We start from the raw sequence: 15804 nt of genomic DNA on the forward strand, positions 1-15804 counted from the left end.
CTATGATCTATCCTGATGAACACATGCTCTATGCTCCGGTTGAATGGCAAGACTGCTCCGAAGGTTATACCGACATCCGTTACCACAAATCCGCAGACGGCATTGCTAAAATCACCATCAATCGTCCACAGGTACGTAACGCCTTTCGTCCGCTGACCGTGAAAGAGATGATCCAGGCGCTGGCAGATGCGCGCTATGACGACAACATCGGCGTGATTGTTCTGACCGGCGAAGGTGACAAAGCGTTTTGCTCCGGTGGCGATCAGAAAGTGCGCGGTGACTACGGCGGATACCAGGATGATGCGGGTACACACCACCTGAACGTGCTCGATTTCCAGCGTCAGATCCGTACCTGTCCAAAACCGGTCGTGGCGATGGTGGCAGGCTATTCCATCGGTGGCGGTCATGTGCTGCACATGATGTGCGATCTGACGATTGCCGCAGAGAACGCTATCTTCGGCCAGACTGGCCCGAAAGTGGGCTCTTTCGACGGCGGCTGGGGTGCCTCTTACATGGCGCGCATTGTCGGGCAGAAAAAAGCTCGCGAAATCTGGTTCCTGTGCCGTCAGTACAATGCTCAGGAAGCGCTGGATATGGGGCTGGTCAATACTGTCGTACCGATTGCCGATCTCGAAAAAGAGACCGTGCGCTGGTGTCGTGAAATGCTGCAAAACAGCCCGATGGCGCTGCGCTGCCTGAAAGCCGCGCTGAACGCCGACTGTGACGGTCAGGCGGGTCTGCAGGAACTGGCGGGCAACGCCACGATGCTGTTCTATATGACCGAAGAGGGTCAGGAAGGGCGCAACGCGTTTAACGAAAAACGCCAGCCAGATTTCAGCAAATACAAACGGAACCCGTAATGCGTCGCGCGCAGGTTTACCGCTGGCAGATACCGATGGACGCGGGTGTGGTACTGCGTGAACGGCGGTTAAAAACCCGTGACGGCTTCTTCGTTCATTTGCAGCAGGGTGAGCGGGAAGGCTGGGGGGAGGTTTCACCTCTGCCGGGCTTTAGCCTTGAGTCGCTGGATGACTCGCAGTCTGCATTACTGGCGTGGGTCGGAGAGTGGCGTGAGGGAGCGGATCCGGCGTTGCCGGACGTTCCTTCCGCGGCTTTTGGCATTAGCTGTGCGCTGGCGGAACTCGACGGTAGTTTGCCTGAAGAGGCTAATTACCGTGCGGCACCGCTCTGCACCGGCGATCCGGACGAACTGTTCGCCCTGCTTTCCGCTATGCCCGGTGAGAAAGTGGCGAAAATCAAAGTTGGCCTGTACGAAGCGGTGAGAGACGGAATGGTCGCTAACCTCCTGCTGGAGGCGATCCCGGATCTGCATCTGCGTCTGGATGCTAACCGCGCGTGGACGCCACTTAAGGCACAGCAATTCGCGAAGTACGTCAATCCGGCATACCGCAGTCGCATTGCCTTCCTGGAAGAACCGTGTAAAACCCGCGATGATTCGCGTGCGTTTGCCCGGGAAACGGGGATTGCCATCGCCTGGGATGAAAGCCTGCGCGAAGCGGATTTTGAATTTGTCGCCGAGCCCGGCGTCAGCGCGGTAGTGATTAAACCAACGCTGACCGGCAGTCTGGCGAAAGTGCGCGAGCAGGTCGCAGCGGCACATGCGTTGGGGTTGACGGCGGTGATCAGCTCCTCCATCGAATCCAGCCTTGGGCTGACCCAACTGGCACGTATCGCTGCCTGGTTAACGCCAGACACGATCCCGGGTCTCGACACGCTAAACCTGATGCAGGCTCAGCTTGTTCGCCAGTGGCCGGACAGTCCGCTGCCGTGCCTCGACGTTGAGGCGCTGGAGCCATTGCTATGAGTTTTACCGACTGGCCGTGGCGGCACTGGTGTGCGCAGGCTGCCGATAAGCCGGCGCTGAGGCTGAACGATGAGGTGCTTACCTGGCAACAGCTGTGTGCGCATGTCGACCACCTTGCGGCAGGATTTCAGCAGCAGGGCGTCGGAGAGGGCGACGGTGTGCTGCTGCTGGCCCATAATCATCCGCAAACCTTGACGGCATGGCTGGCACTGCTCCAGTGCGGGGTGCGCATTCTTCCCGTTAACCCGCAGTTGCCGCGTCATCTGCTGGATGTTCTGCTTCCGCAGATGACCCTGCGCTTTGCGCTGGTACTGGACGGCATCTACGACGATCTTCCCGTCCTGAACATGTACGAGCATGCTGGCGAACACCGCGTTACGTGGCAATCGGCGCGGTTGGCCTCCATGACGCTGACCTCCGGCTCCAGCGGGTTGCCGAAAGCGGCGGTCCATACCTGCGAAGCCCATCTTGCCAGCGCGCGCGGTGTGCTGGCGCTGATGCCCTACGGTGATGAGGATGACTGGTTACTTTCGCTGCCGCTGTTTCATGTTTCCGGTCAGGGGATTTTATGGCGCTGGTTGCAGGCCGGGGCACGTTTAACCGTTCGCGAAAAGCAGCCGCTTGAGCAGGCACTGCAGGGCTGTACCCACGCTTCTCTGGTACCGACACAGCTCTGGCGTCTGCTTAACACTCAGCATCATATTGCGCTGAAAGCCGTTCTGCTCGGCGGAGCGGCAATACCTGTTGAACTGACAGAGGAAGCGCGAAAACAGGGCGTTCGCACCTTCTGTGGCTATGGCTTGACGGAGTTTGCTTCAACAGTCTGTGCGAAAGAGGCGGACGGCGAGCCGGATGTGGGCGGTGTACTGCCGGGCAGAGAAGTGCAGGTGGTTGACGGTGAAGTCTGGATCAAAGCGCAAAGTATGGCCTCAGGCTACTGGCGTGACGGGGAGTTGATCCCGCTGACGAATGAGCAGGGCTGGTTCGCGACCCGCGATCGCGGTGAATGGCATGATGACCGGCTGACAATTCTGGGGCGTATGGACAACCTCTTTTTTAGCGGTGGAGAAGGGATCCAGCCTGAAAGTCTTGAGCGGGTTATCGCCCGTCATCCGCAAATTAACCAGGTGTTTATCGTCCCGCTGGACGATGCCGAGTTTGGGCAGCGCCCGGTAGCCGTGGTGGAGTGTGAACCGGGAACGGATATCACCTGTTTACCTGACTGGGTCCGGGATAAACTGGCGCGTTTTCAGCAACCCGTCCGGTGGCTAGTGTTGCCGACTGAGCTCAAAAATGGCGGCATTAAGGTCTCCCGTCGCGCGCTGCAACAGTGGGTGAATGCATCGCTTAAGGGATAGTAGCCGTTTCAAATAGTTACAATCTACCGGCTTGCCGCACGCAGAGTGCTTGATCCCATGGAGACTCCGGTTAAAATCTCGCGGTTTTGGGACTTCTTTATAATAATTGTGCGGGATCACGACAATGAAAAAAGTGGCATTACTGGGCTTCGGCCTGATGGTTGTTTCTGCGGCGGCTAACGCCATTAGTATTAACGGCTCGGCGGGTCAGGATTACACCCACCTGGGCTTTGGCATGGGCACCGAGACTTCTGGTCTGGCAATGACCGGTGGCTGGACACATAACGATGACGACGGCGACGCAGCCAGCCTTGGCCTGGGTCTGAACATTCCTCTTGGTCCGTTCCTGGCCACTGTCGGCGGTAAAGGTATTTATACCAACCCGAACGACGGTGATGAAGGCTATGCGGCGGCAGTGGGTGGCGGTCTGCAGTGGAAAATTGGCGACAGCTTCGGTCTGTTTGGTGAGTATTACTATTCCCCGGACTCGCTCTCCAGCGGCATTGAAAGCTATGAAGAAGCCAACGCCGGTGCGCGCTGGACCATCATGCGTCCAATTACCATCGAAGCAGGCTATCGCTACCTGAACCTGGCCGGTAAAGACGGCAACCGCGACAACGCGCTGGCCGATGGCCCTTACGTGGGCGTCAGCGCAGGTTTCTAATCACTCCGGCGCGGCATTCTGTCGCGCCAGTTTCTCTCTTCTCCATCCTGCGTTTGCGTTATAGTGTTTTGACCATTTAAGCGGGAGAACATAATGATTAACGTGGAGATGTTATCCACCGGCGATGAAGTGCTGCATGGACAGATTATCGACACCAATGCTGCCTGGCTTGCCGATCTTTTCTTTGAGCAAGGATTACCGTTAACGCGCCGCAACACGGTGGGCGACAATCTTGAGTCACTGGTCAATATCCTGCGTGAGCGCAGCGAACAGTGTGACGTGCTGATTGTGAATGGCGGACTTGGCCCCACCAGTGACGATCTCAGCGCACTGGCCGCCGCCACAGCAAAAGGTGAAGGGCTGGTGCTGCACGAGGCGTGGCTCTCGCAGATGGAGCGCTTTTTCTCCGAACGTGGCCGCGTCATGGCACCCAGCAACCGCAAACAAGCTGAAATTCCCGCCAGCGCTGAGTTGGTTGACAACCCGGTCGGTACCGCATGTGGATTTGCCATGCAGCTGAACCGCTGCCTGATGTTCTTCACGCCGGGCGTACCCTCAGAATTTAAAGTGATGGTCGAGCAGCAGATCCTGCCGCGCCTTCGCGATCGTTTTACCCTGCCTGAACCCCCGATTTGCCTGCGTCTGACCACTTTTGGCCGCTCGGAAAGCGACCTGGCCCAGAGTCTTGATCACCTGCAACTGCCGCCTGACGTATCAATGGGGTATCGGTCCTCCATGCCAATCATTGAACTCAAGCTGACGGGGCCTGCAGAGCAGAAAGCGGCGATGCTGGCACTCTGGCCTGAGGTGCAGCGTGTGGCGGGTGAAAGCCTGATCTTTGAAGGGACGGAAGGGTTGCCCGCGCAGATTGCGAAGCAGCTGCAGTCTCGTCAGTTGAGCGTGACCTTAAGCGAGCAGTTCACCGGCGGTCTGCTGGCGCTGCAGCTGTCGCGCGTCAATGCGCCGCTGTTGGCCAGCGAAGTGGTGCCGTTCCAGCAGGAGACGCTGGCGCAGACCGCCCGTTGGGCTTCTGAAAGAAGGGTAAAACATTTTGCCGGGCTGGCGCTGTTTGTCGGTGGGCTGGATGAGGAATACCTGAACTTTGCGCTGGCGACACCGGAAGGCACGTATGCCCTGAGGGTAAAAATGAGTATCACCCGCCACAGCCTGGCGATACGGCAGGAAGTTTGCGCCATGATGGCGCTGAACATGCTGCGCCGCTGGTTGAATGGCAAAGAGGTTGCCAGCGAGCACGGCTGGATAAACGTTGTCGAGTCGCTGTTCGTTGAGTAAAACGTTGTCCGGGGCTTCTTGCCCCGGTCATGTTCAGCCCAGAGCCCTCGCCAGTAAGGTGATCGGATGTTCGCAGCGCTTGCTGGTGGACATCTCTATTTGCCACTTGCAGGTTTCGCAGTCGGTTACCACGATATCCGCGCTGCTTTCCTCAATCTGACGGAACAGTGGGGCGCCAATCGCCTGTGACGTTTCGTAATTTTCACTTTTGAAGCCGTACGTTCCCGCAATACCGCAGCAGCGGGAATCCAGCACCGTCAGTTCCAGCCCAGGAATTAAGCGTAGCAGTTCAAGCGTATAGAGCGACCAGCCCATTTTTTCCATGTGGCAGGGCGTGTGATACACCACTTTCAGCGGCAATTTTCCCAGCGGCAACGTCTGCCCGCTATCCAGTTTGCGCCACAGGAAGCGTGTTGCCAGTTCAATGTGCTCGCGCAGCCCGGTGTTATCCACGTCCAGCAGATGCGGGTACTCATCTCGCAGGGTGAAGGTACAGGTAGACGAGGTGGCCAGCACCGGAATCCCCCTGTCGACGATGGCTTCACGCAGTGAGGTGACATTGCTTTTGGCCTGCTTGCGCGCTTTATCCGTAAATCCGTTGGCGATCAGTGGTACACCGCAGCATTTTTCCTTACTAAGTAACTGAACGCCCGTCCCCATCGCATTCAGCACTTTAAGCAGATCTTTACCCAACTGCGGGTGGTTGTAATTCACATAGCAGCCATGGAAGAACGCCACCTGTTCGGCATACTGCGCCTGTTGCGCCGCGACGGATTTATACCAGCGACGGAAGGTACCGTGAGAATATTTCGGCAGGCTGCGGTGATGGTCTATTTTCAGTGTCGCATCCAGCAGCTGGCGCACCGGTTTGAGCGCTGTCGCCGCATTCACCAGCGGGGCGAACGGCGTCGAGATGCTCCCCATCAAATCGGTGTGACTGAGAATGGCATCCCGCAATGATGGCTTTTGCGTGCTATAACGCGCCCGGGCGCGCTGGATAATGTCGCCAATGTTGACATCTGACGGGCAGGCAACTTCACAGCGTTTGCAGTTGATGCAGTACTTCAGCGCCTCATCATACAGCTTGCCGTCCTTCAGACGCAGACGCTCACCGTCCGGCCCGGCCTGTTTCGGACCAGGATAACGTGGATTTACGCCGCTGACCGGGCAGACGGTAGTACACACCGTGCATTTAATGCAGCTTTCGAAACGGGTATCGCTCATTGTTCAGCCTCCATGCGCTGGCTAATTTGCTCTGCCACATACAGCGCCGTGACGGCGCAGACCCCGCCACCGCAGCCCTGGGCGATAGGATCATATCCGCCAAGAAGCGAGCCGATAGCAAAGAGATTCCTGACTGACTTACCCGAAAGCTGCGGGTGCAGGTGGTTATCGACAATGACGCCGAACTGTTGCCAGGGTTGTGGCGTGAAGAAATCACTCTGATACCAGTCCGCGCGGGAGGCGCTTTGTCGGACATCCAGGCCCATTATGGCTTCGCGGATGCCGTCCCGACTGCTCAGCAGCCCGTTACTGAAGAAACTGCCGCTTGCCAGCACCGTAAAGCGGGCGCGAAGCGGAATATCATCGTGGTTGCGCGTCCAGATTTCGCTCACTTCCCCGTCAGTCAGGGTGATTTTTTTCACCTCATCACCCGCCATCCAGACGCCACCCTGCGCAACAAATTTGCGCTGGAGCTGGGTATGCAGGCGAATACCGGGAACCGAAGGGGGGAGCGTCGGCAGTAAACCGAGTGTGCAGGGCAGTCGATCGGACAGCCAGCGCCAGAGTCGATTGTCGTTTAAGCCAAAGCAGGCGGGCATAAACAGCGCATCGCACCCTTCTGCAAGCGGTTTGAGCGCCTCATACAGCAGCGGCCATCTCTCTTCATGATCAAGAAAACGGGCAATATTCACCGCGCGAAACTCGCTCGGGTTGTCGCGCAGGACATCAAGCTCAGGCAGCTCTATTTCTGCTGTTTCAGCGTTTACCCCCTGGCGACAAAGTGATGCCGCCGCGAGATGGGGCTGAAAATCCAGAAAACCGCTAATACCTACCACCCGCACACGCGCTGAGCTGAGCGGGGTAACGGGCACCTCCTCCGGGCTGAGCCAGGCGGAGCGTAGGGTGCCGAGTGGTGTAACACGCTGATGATTTTGCCTGGCGCTTCCCTGCAGACGAGCACCGCAATCCGCCAGTAGCGCTTCGGTTTCCAGGGCAAAGCGATCGATATGCTGCGCGCCTGTCAGGTGATAAGGGTGCTCTGGCGGAAGTTTTTCTCGGTACGTTTCGTCCACCAGATCCAGCGAGCCCGACGAGAAGTGCAGGGCGCTCTGACCCCGGGTGATAATGGCGCAGCGTAGCCCCTGTTTTGTGAGTTTGATGCCACAGAGCAGACCCGCCAGCCCGCCGCCGACGATCACGGTATCAAATTTCATCGTGTTGCTCCTTCTCCAGACCGCAAAGCCCCTGGTAGACCCAGCGGGTAAATTCACTTTCACGCAGAGCATCGCCCCAGGCGACAGGCTGAATGCCTTTCCAGCGCTCATTTAAAAAAGCACTGAGTTGATCGAGCGACTGGGTCGCGGTGGTGGTATGAAAGCGTTGCAATAACCCGGCGGCACGGCAGGCGCACAATTCACCCTGACACGTCCCCATTCCAACCCGGGTACGACGGCGGAGATCGAGCAGAGAATTGACGGTCAGATTCTCCACCGCATATTGTACTTCGCCCGCGGTTACGGCTTCGCACTCGCAGACCAGGCTGCGACTAAGCCGGCCTTCACCCAGCCAGACCGGCGTCCTGTCACCATGACGATAGATGGCCGAACCGCGCAGAGGAGCGGGCAGGGAGATAATTTTTTGCAGCGTCTTCTCGGTAGACTGACGTGAGCCGGGCAGGGGCTGTTCTGCCGTTTTGCACGGCTCGGTGTTGCCCAGTTTGCGGCAGACGGCATCGGTTGCCCATTCGGCCATCAGACGATAGGTCATCAGTTTGCCACCGGTGATGGTGATAAACCCTTCCATGCCGTCGCGTTCAGCATGATCGAGCAGCACAATGCCCCGGCTGACGTTACGCCCGCTTGGGTCGTTATCGCTGGCAACTAACGGACGCACACCCGCGTAGGCGCGCAGGATCCGGGTCTGCGCCATCACCGGGGCCAGTTTTTCCCCTTCACGCAGCAGAATATCCACTTCTTCAGCAGTGACGCGGTTGTAATCAATCTCGCTATAGTCCACGTGGGTTGAGGTGGTACCGATTAATGAAATGGTATCGCCCGGAACCAGAATATCGGCATCAGACGGTTTACGGCAGCGGTTAATCACATGGTTATTGATGCGATGGTCGAGGATCAGCAGCGAGCCTTTTGCCGGAAACATGCGAACGGACAAGTCGGCATACTCCGCAATCCGCTGCCCCCAGATCCCCGCCGCATTGACGACCACGGAAGCATACAGTTCGCTGTGTTCGTTATATTGCGTATTAAAAAGCCGCACGCCACGGACGCGGTGACCTTCCCGGATAAGCCCGGTCACTTCATGCCCGGTCAGGATGTGCGCGCCATGTTCGCGGGCATCAAGCATGTTGGCGGCCGTCAGGCGGAAAGGATCAACCGTACCGTCTGGCACTTTTACCGCCCCTGTCAGGATCGGGTTGACGGAGGGCTCAATGCGCCGCGACAGGGCCGGGTCAATGGCCTCGGCCTGAATCCCCGCCGCGCGACAGGCAGTAATAAAGGTAGCCTGAAAGGCGAGATCGTCTTCGGGAAGCGTGATAAACAAGCCGTCTGTAGGTTCAATGCAGTGGCGAGCAATCCGCCGCAGGATCTGGTTTTCGGCAATACATTCACGAGCCGATTCGCCATCGGTAACGGCGTAGCGGGCACCGCTGTGAAGCAGGCCATGATTGCGCCCGGTGGCACCTGTCGCAATATCATGGCGCTCCAGAAGCGTGACGCTCAACCCCCTGAGTGCGCAATCACGTGCGATGCCGGCACCGGTCGCACCGCCGCCAATGATAATCACATCGCTGTAGCGTGGATCGTGAATTGTCATTGTCATCCCTCTGTGTTCGTTTTTTACCATTTAGCCACATGAAAACTATGGTTTGTTTGATTTCGAACACAAACGAGCGAAATTCGAAAGTGAAACGTGATTTCATGCGCTTTTTTGCGCATTCTGTCATATTTCTGTAACAATCTGTGCGTTGATTCACAGTAACAATCACCGTGATTTCTTAACATCGCCGCCTCTCTGGAGTATGGGGCAGTAAAACCCCAGTAAATTCAATACCTGGCCACGGAGGCTGTCATGCTCAGTATCTTCAAACCCGCGCCGCATCGTGCGCGTCTGCCTGAGGCAGAAATTGATCCGCTATACCGTCGTCTGCGTTGGCAAATTTTCCTGGGGATTTTCTTCGGGTACGCGGCGTACTACCTGGTGCGTAAAAACTTCGCGCTCGCCATGCCTTATCTGGTGGAGCAGGGCTTTTCGCGGGGGGATTTAGGGTTCGCGCTGTCGGGAATTTCGATTGCCTACGGTTTTTCCAAATTCATCATGGGTTCCGTGTCGGATCGCTCGAACCCGCGTGTGTTTCTGCCAGCCGGTCTGATCCTGGCGGCAGCGGTGATGTTGTTTATGGGCTTTGTGCCGTGGGCAACCTCCAGTATTGCCATCATGTTCGTGCTGCTGTTCCTCTGCGGCTGGTTCCAGGGAATGGGATGGCCACCATGCGGACGCACCATGGTGCACTGGTGGTCGCAGAAGGAACGTGGCGGCATCGTGTCGGTATGGAACTGTGCGCATAACGTGGGAGGCGGTATTCCACCGCTGCTGTTCCTGTTGGGGATGGCCTGGTTCAACGACTGGCACGCGGCGCTCTATATGCCTGCTTTTGGTGCTATCGTCGTGGCGATTATCGCTTTCGCGCTGATGCGCGACACGCCTCAGTCCTGCGGTTTGCCTCCGATCGAAGAGTACAAAAACGACTATCCGGATGATTACAGCAAGGAGCACGAAGAAGAGCTGACTGCAAAACAGATCTTCATGAAGTACGTCCTGCCGAACAAGCTGCTGTGGTACATCGCGGTGGCGAACGTGTTCGTTTACCTGCTGCGCTATGGCATCCTCGACTGGTCGCCAACCTACCTGAAAGAGGTGAAGCACTTCGCGCTGGATAAATCCTCCTGGGCCTACTTCCTGTACGAATATGCCGGGATCCCAGGCACGCTGCTTTGCGGCTGGATGTCGGACAAAGTGTTTAAAGGTAACCGCGGTGCGACAGGCGTGTTCTTTATGACCCTGGTGACCATCGCCACCGTGGTGTACTGGCTCAACCCGCCGGGCAACCCATCAGTAGATATGGCCTGCATGATCGTCATCGGCTTCCTGATTTACGGTCCGGTGATGCTGATCGGTCTGCACGCGCTGGAGCTGGCGCCGAAAAAAGCGGCGGGCACGGCGGCAGGCTTTACCGGCCTGTTTGGCTACCTCGGCGGGTCGGTCGCGGCAAGCGCCATTGTGGGCTATACCGTTGACTTCTTCGGCTGGGACGGCGGCTTTATGGTGATGATTGGCGGTAGCGTGCTGGCGGTTCTGCTGCTGATTGTTGTGATGATCGGCGAAAAACGTCACCACGCTGAAGTGCTGGCGCGTCGTCAATAAGGAGCATTGCGATGAAATTAACTCAGTTAGCTACCAGTCTGCTGCTGGCAGGCCTGATGACAGGCTCTGCGCTGGCGGCAGATAAAATCGTTATTGCCCACCGCGGCGCAAGCGGCTATCTGCCGGAGCATACGCTCCCGGCAAAAGCGATGGCCTATGCGCAGGGCGCGGATTACCTGGAGCAGGATCTGGTGATGACGAAGGACGACCAGCTGGTCGTCCTGCATGACCACTATCTTGACCGCGTGACGGACGTGGCGGAGCGTTTCCCGGACCGCGCCCGCAAAGATGGCCGTTTCTACGCCATCGACTTCACGCTGGCGGAAATTCGCTCGCTGAAGTTTACCGAAGGCTTTGAGATCGAAAACGGCAAGAAGGTGCAGGTCTATCCGGGACGCTTCCCGATGGGCAAATCTGACTTCCGGATCCATACCTTCCAGGAAGAGATTGAGTTTGTTCAGGGGCTGAACCACTCAACCGGTAAAAATATCGGTATCTACCCGGAAATCAAAGCGCCGTGGTTCCACCACCAGGAAGGGAAAGACATTGCGGCCAAAACGCTGGACGTACTCAAGCAGTACGGATACACCAGCAAGAAGGACAAGGTGTATCTGCAGTGTTTTGACGCCGCTGAGTTGAAGCGCATCAAAACCGAGCTGGAGCCGAAGAGGGGGATGGATCTCAATCTGGTGCAGCTGATTGCCTATACCGACTGGAACGAAACCCAGGAGAAGCAGCCGGATGGGAAGTGGGTGAACTACAACTACGACTGGATGTTTAAGCCGGGTGCGATGAAGCAGATAGCGCAGTACGCCGATGGCATCGGGCCGGATTATCACATGCTGGTGGCGGAAGGCTCAACGCCTGGGCACGTGAAGTTGACGGCGATGGTGAAAGAGGCGCATGCCAGCAAGATGCAGGTCCATCCGTACACGGTGCGTGCAGACCAGTTGCCGCCGTATGCCACGGACGTGAATCAGCTTTACGACGTGCTGTATAACCAGGCGGGCGTGGACGGACTGTTTACGGATTTCCCGGATAAAGCAGTGACGTTCTTAAAATAGAAAAAGGGCCGTAAGGCCCTTTTTTACATCTCGATCTCGATATCGCCTTTTGCCCGGCAGCAGCAGGGCAAAATTTCCCCTTCACTGATAAAGGCCAGCGGCTCGGTCAGCCAGTCCACCTGACCTGTCACCAGACGGCAGCGACAGGAGCCGCAATAGCCTTCACGACACTGATACTCAACCGCCACCTGGTTCGCCTCAAGCGCCACCAGCAGAGAAGGGTGCTCTTCCTGACACAGCACTTCGGTGCCAGAAAGACGTAGCGTTACGCGTGTCATCAGAGCTGGAAGTTGCTCAGGTCGTCAGTATCAACTTCGGAGTCAATCTGACCGACCAGGTAAGAACTCACTTCCACTTCCTGCGGCGCAACCTGCACGTTATCGGACACCAGCCAGGTGTTGATCCACGGGATGGGGTTGGAGCGCGTCTGGAACGGCAGGTCGAGGCCGACAGCCTGCATACGGATGTTGGTGATGTACTCAACGTACTGGCACAGAATGTCTTTGTTCAGGCCAATCATGGAGCCGTCGCGGAACAGGTAGTCTGCCCACTCTTTCTCCTGCTGGGCCGCCAGCACGAACAGGTCATAGCACTCCTGTTTGCACTCTTCGGCGATTTCCGCCATTTCCGGGTCGTCCACGCCGCTGCGCAGCAAGTTCAGCATGTGCTGGGTGCCGGTCAGGTGCAGGGCTTCGTCACGGGCGATAAGACGGATGATTTTGGCGTTACCTTCCATCAGCTTGCGTTCGGCAAAGGCGAAAGAGCAGGCAAAGCTCACGTAGAAGCGAATGGCTTCCAGCGCGTTGACGCTCATCAGGCACAGATACAGCTGTTTTTTCAGCGCACGCAGGTTCACGGTAACAGTTTTGCCGTTCACGTTATGGGTGCCTTCGCCCAGCAGATGCCAGTAACTGGTCATCTCGATCAGTTCGTCGTAGTAGTGAGCAATGCCTTCTGCGCGTTTCTGGATCTGCTCGTTAGTGACGATATCGTCAAACACCACCGCCGGATCGTTAACGATATTGCGAATGATATGGGTGTAAGAACGGGAGTGGATCGTCTCAGAGAACGCCCAGGTTTCCACCCAGGTTTCCAGTTCCGGAATGGAGATCAGCGGCAGCAGCGCCACGTTCGGGCTGCGGCCCTGAATGGAGTCCAGCAGCGTCTGGTACTTCAGGTTGCTGATGAAGATATGTTTTTCGTGATCCGGCAGCGACTGGTAATCAATACGGTCGCGGGAGACGTCAACCTCTTCCGGGCGCCAGAAGAAGGAGAGTTGCTTTTCAATCAGCTTTTCGAAGATGTCATATTTTTGCTGATCGTAGCGTGCCACGTTGACTGGCTGGCCGAAGAACATCGGCTCTTTGAGCTGGTCGTTTTTCGTCTGTGAAAAGGTGGTGTATGCCATGAATTGGAGTCCTGTCTTACGAAATAAAGGCGGGGAAATCCCCGCCCTTTATTAGATCTTACATGCGCCGCTTTCGCAGCCATCGTCCTGAATTGACGGTACAAGGTCGTCCTGCGCGTCTTCTGCACCATCTCGGGTGTTGTGATAGTACAGGGTTTTCACGCCAAATTTATAGGCAGTGAGCAGGTCTTTCAGCAGTTGCTGCATCGGTACCTTACCTGACGGGAAGCGCGTTGGGTCGTAGTTGGTGTTTGCAGAGATCGACTGGTCGATAAACTTCTGCATGATCCCAACCAGCTGCAGGTAGCCGTCGTTGTTTGGCATTTCCCACAGCAGCTCGTAGTTGTTACCCAGCGTCTCGTAATCCGGCACCACCTGGCGCAGAACACCGTCTTTCGACGCTTTAATGCTGACGTGGCCGCGAGGTGGCTCGATACCGTTGGTGGCGTTAGAGATCTGCGAAGAGGTCTCAGACGGCATCAGGGCAGAGAGCGTGGAGTTACGCAGTCCATAAGTCTTAATGGATTCGCGAAGGCCTTCCCAGTCCAGATGCAGCGGCTCGCTGACAATCGCGTCCAGATCTTTTTTGTAGGTATCGATCGGCATAATGCCTTTCGCGTAGGTGGTTTCGTTAAACCACGGGCACGCACCTTGCTCTTTCGCCAGCTCGTTGGACGCTTTCATCAGGTAATACTGAATAGCTTCAAACGTCTGGTGGGTCAGGTTGTTGGCGCTGCCGTCAGAGTAACGCTTGCCGTTTTTCGCCAGCCAGTAGGCAAAGTTGATCACGCCAATGCCCAGGGTACGACGACCCATTGCACCACGTTTAGCGGCCGGGATTGGGTAATCCTGGTAGTCCAACAGGGCATCCAGCGCACGAACCGCCAGCACGGCCAGCTCTTCCAGCTCGTCGAGGCTCTTAATCGCACCCAGGTTGAACGCAGACAGCGTACACAGCGCAATTTCACCGTTTTCGTCGTTAACATCGTCCAGCGGCTTGGTCGGCAGGGCGATTTCCAGGCACAGGTTAGACTGGCGCACTGGCGCAACAGCCGGATCAAACGGGCTGTGGGTGTTGCAGTGGTCAACGTTCTGGATGTAGATACGGCCGGTAGAGGCACGTTCCTGCATCATCAGAGAGAACAGGTCTACCGCTTTCACACGCTGTTTACGGATACTGTCGTCTTTCTCATATTTGGTGTACAGACGTTCGAACTCATCCTGATCAGCGAAGAACGCGTCGTACAGGCCAGGGACGTCAGACGGGCTGAACAGGGTGATGTCTTCACCTTTCAGCAGACGGGTGTACATCAATTTGTTGATCTGTACGCCGTAGTCCATGTGACGCACGCGGTTGCCTTCTACGCCACGGTTGTTTTTCAGTACCAGCAGGCTTTCCACTTCCAGGTGCCACATCGGGTAGAACAGGGTCGCAGCACCGCCGCGTACGCCGCCCTGAGAGCAGGATTTAACCGCCGTCTGGAAGTGCTTATAGAACGGGATACAGCCGGTGTGGAATGCTTCACCGCCGCGAATTGGGCTGCCCAGAGCACGGATGCGACCGGCGTTGATACCGATACCAGCACGCTGGGAAACGTATTTCACAATGGCGCTGGAGGTGGCGTTGATAGAATCCAGGCTGTCACCACACTCGATCAGCACGCAGGAGCTGAACTGGCGGGTAGGGGTGCGCACGCCAGACATGATTGGCGTAGGCAGAGAAATTTTGAACGTGGATACCGCATCATAGAAACGCTTCACGTATTCCAGACGGGTTTCACGTGGGTAGTTAGAGAACAGGCAAGCGGCCACCAGAATATAGAGGAACTGGGCGCTTTCGTAGATCTCACCGGTCACACGGTTTTGAACCAGGTATTTGCCTTCGAGCTGCTTCACCGCCGCGTAGGAGAAGTTCATGTCGCGCCAGTGATCGATAAACCCGTTCATCTGCTCGAACTCTTCTTCCGTATAGTCTTCCAGCAGATGCGTGTCGTATTTGCCCAGCTCAACCATTTTCACTACGTGATCGTAAAGCGCAGGCGGCTCAAACTGGCCGTAGGCTTTTTTGCGCAGGTGGAAAATGGCCAGGCGTGCAGCCAGGTACTGATAATCCGGTGCTTCACGGGAGATCAGATCCGCCGCCGCTTTAATGATGGTTTCATGGATATCAGACGTTTTGATGCCGTCGTAGAACTGGATGTGAGATTTCAGTTCAACCTGGGAGATAGATACGTTGTTCAGTCCTTCTGCTGCCCAGTCGAGAACTCGATGGATTTTGTCCAGATTGATACGCTCGGTGGTACCGTCGCGCTTTGTCACCAGCAGACTCTGATTCATGTGGGTTTTACCTGTCCGTGAAATAAAAAATATCCCCCGTTTATCCACAGATCCGTCTTGTGACTAACTCTGTGGATAAATACTACATATAGGGGGTTTGCGATAAGAAAAACGCTATATGGTGAGTATTCTAGTATCGATTCTTTTCAGCACAAGGGTTGATTTTGACGTTAAATTGAGGTTGTGAAAGG

The 15804-nt window shown here is 56.4% G+C and carries 13 protein-coding genes; 7 read left to right on the top strand and 6 right to left on the bottom strand.

What is annotated here, in order from left to right:
• Positions 1-2: 2 nt before the first annotated feature.
• From menB to AC0XWG_RS14525, 5 genes are all read left to right on the top strand, one after another.
• On the top strand, positions 3-860 hold the full coding sequence (menB, locus tag AC0XWG_RS14505; RefSeq protein ID WP_080328564.1) for a 1,4-dihydroxy-2-naphthoyl-CoA synthase: 858 nt from the start codon (positions 3-5) through the stop codon (positions 858-860).
• Positions 860-1825 carry an o-succinylbenzoate synthase gene (gene menC, locus AC0XWG_RS14510; RefSeq protein WP_475680734.1) on the top strand — a complete coding sequence of 322 codons (966 nt, stop codon included), beginning with the start codon at positions 860-862 and terminating at the stop codon, positions 1823-1825. The genes menB and menC overlap by 1 nt, the downstream gene beginning before the upstream one ends.
• Entirely contained in the window at positions 1822-3183 is a 1362-nt protein-coding gene (gene menE / locus AC0XWG_RS14515; RefSeq protein WP_475680735.1) for an o-succinylbenzoate--CoA ligase, read from the top strand. The genes menC and menE overlap by 4 nt, the downstream gene beginning before the upstream one ends.
• A 124-nt stretch (positions 3184-3307) precedes the next feature.
• On the top strand, positions 3308-3847 hold the full coding sequence (locus AC0XWG_RS14520; protein ID WP_028016260.1) for a YfaZ family outer membrane protein: 540 nt from the start codon (positions 3308-3310) through the stop codon (positions 3845-3847).
• A gap of 93 nt (positions 3848-3940) precedes the next feature.
• A complete protein-coding gene (locus AC0XWG_RS14525) occupies positions 3941-5140 on the top strand; it encodes a nicotinamide mononucleotide deamidase-related protein YfaY (RefSeq protein ID WP_028016261.1) in 1200 nt (399 codons plus the stop codon).
• A gap of 33 nt (positions 5141-5173) precedes the next feature.
• Here AC0XWG_RS14525 and glpC read toward each other — a convergent pair whose 3' ends face one another.
• The 3 genes from glpC to glpA are packed head-to-tail and all read right to left on the bottom strand — an operon-like array spanning position 5174 to position 9196.
• A complete protein-coding gene (gene glpC, locus AC0XWG_RS14530) occupies positions 5174-6364 on the bottom strand; it encodes an anaerobic glycerol-3-phosphate dehydrogenase subunit GlpC (protein WP_128347400.1) in 1191 nt (396 codons plus the stop codon).
• Positions 6361-7578, bottom strand: coding sequence for a glycerol-3-phosphate dehydrogenase subunit GlpB (gene glpB / locus AC0XWG_RS14535; RefSeq protein WP_108090817.1), 1218 nt, complete (start codon positions 7576-7578; stop codon positions 6361-6363). Before glpB ends, glpC begins: the two co-directional genes overlap by 4 nt.
• A complete protein-coding gene (gene glpA / locus AC0XWG_RS14540) occupies positions 7568-9196 on the bottom strand; it encodes an anaerobic glycerol-3-phosphate dehydrogenase subunit A (protein WP_128347500.1) in 1629 nt (542 codons plus the stop codon). Before glpA ends, glpB begins: the two co-directional genes overlap by 11 nt.
• A gap of 255 nt (positions 9197-9451) precedes the next feature.
• Here glpA and glpT point away from each other — a divergent pair, with 255 nt between their 5' ends.
• Entirely contained in the window at positions 9452-10804 is a 1353-nt protein-coding gene (gene glpT / locus AC0XWG_RS14545) for a glycerol-3-phosphate transporter (RefSeq protein WP_032659131.1), read from the top strand.
• Between the two features lie 11 nt (positions 10805-10815).
• A complete protein-coding gene (gene glpQ, locus AC0XWG_RS14550; RefSeq protein WP_128347401.1) occupies positions 10816-11868 on the top strand; it encodes a glycerophosphodiester phosphodiesterase in 1053 nt (350 codons plus the stop codon).
• Positions 11869-11891: 23 nt separating this feature from the next.
• On the opposite strand, the gene yfaE is transcribed toward glpQ, so the two are convergent.
• The 3 genes from yfaE to nrdA are packed head-to-tail and all read right to left on the bottom strand — an operon-like array spanning position 11892 to position 15613.
• Positions 11892-12146 carry a class I ribonucleotide reductase maintenance protein YfaE gene (gene yfaE / locus AC0XWG_RS14555; protein WP_028016267.1) on the bottom strand — a complete coding sequence of 85 codons (255 nt, stop codon included), beginning with the start codon at positions 12144-12146 and terminating at the stop codon, positions 11892-11894.
• Positions 12146-13276, bottom strand: coding sequence for a class Ia ribonucleoside-diphosphate reductase subunit beta (gene nrdB / locus AC0XWG_RS14560; RefSeq protein WP_028016268.1), 1131 nt, complete (start codon positions 13274-13276; stop codon positions 12146-12148). The genes yfaE and nrdB overlap by 1 nt, the downstream gene beginning before the upstream one ends.
• 51 nt (positions 13277-13327) lie before the next feature.
• On the bottom strand, positions 13328-15613 hold the full coding sequence (gene nrdA / locus AC0XWG_RS14565; RefSeq protein ID WP_028016269.1) for a class 1a ribonucleoside-diphosphate reductase subunit alpha: 2286 nt from the start codon (positions 15611-15613) through the stop codon (positions 13328-13330).
• Between the last annotated feature and the right edge of the window lie 191 nt (positions 15614-15804).

The organism is Enterobacter sp. DVT3837 (assembly GCF_056238685.1).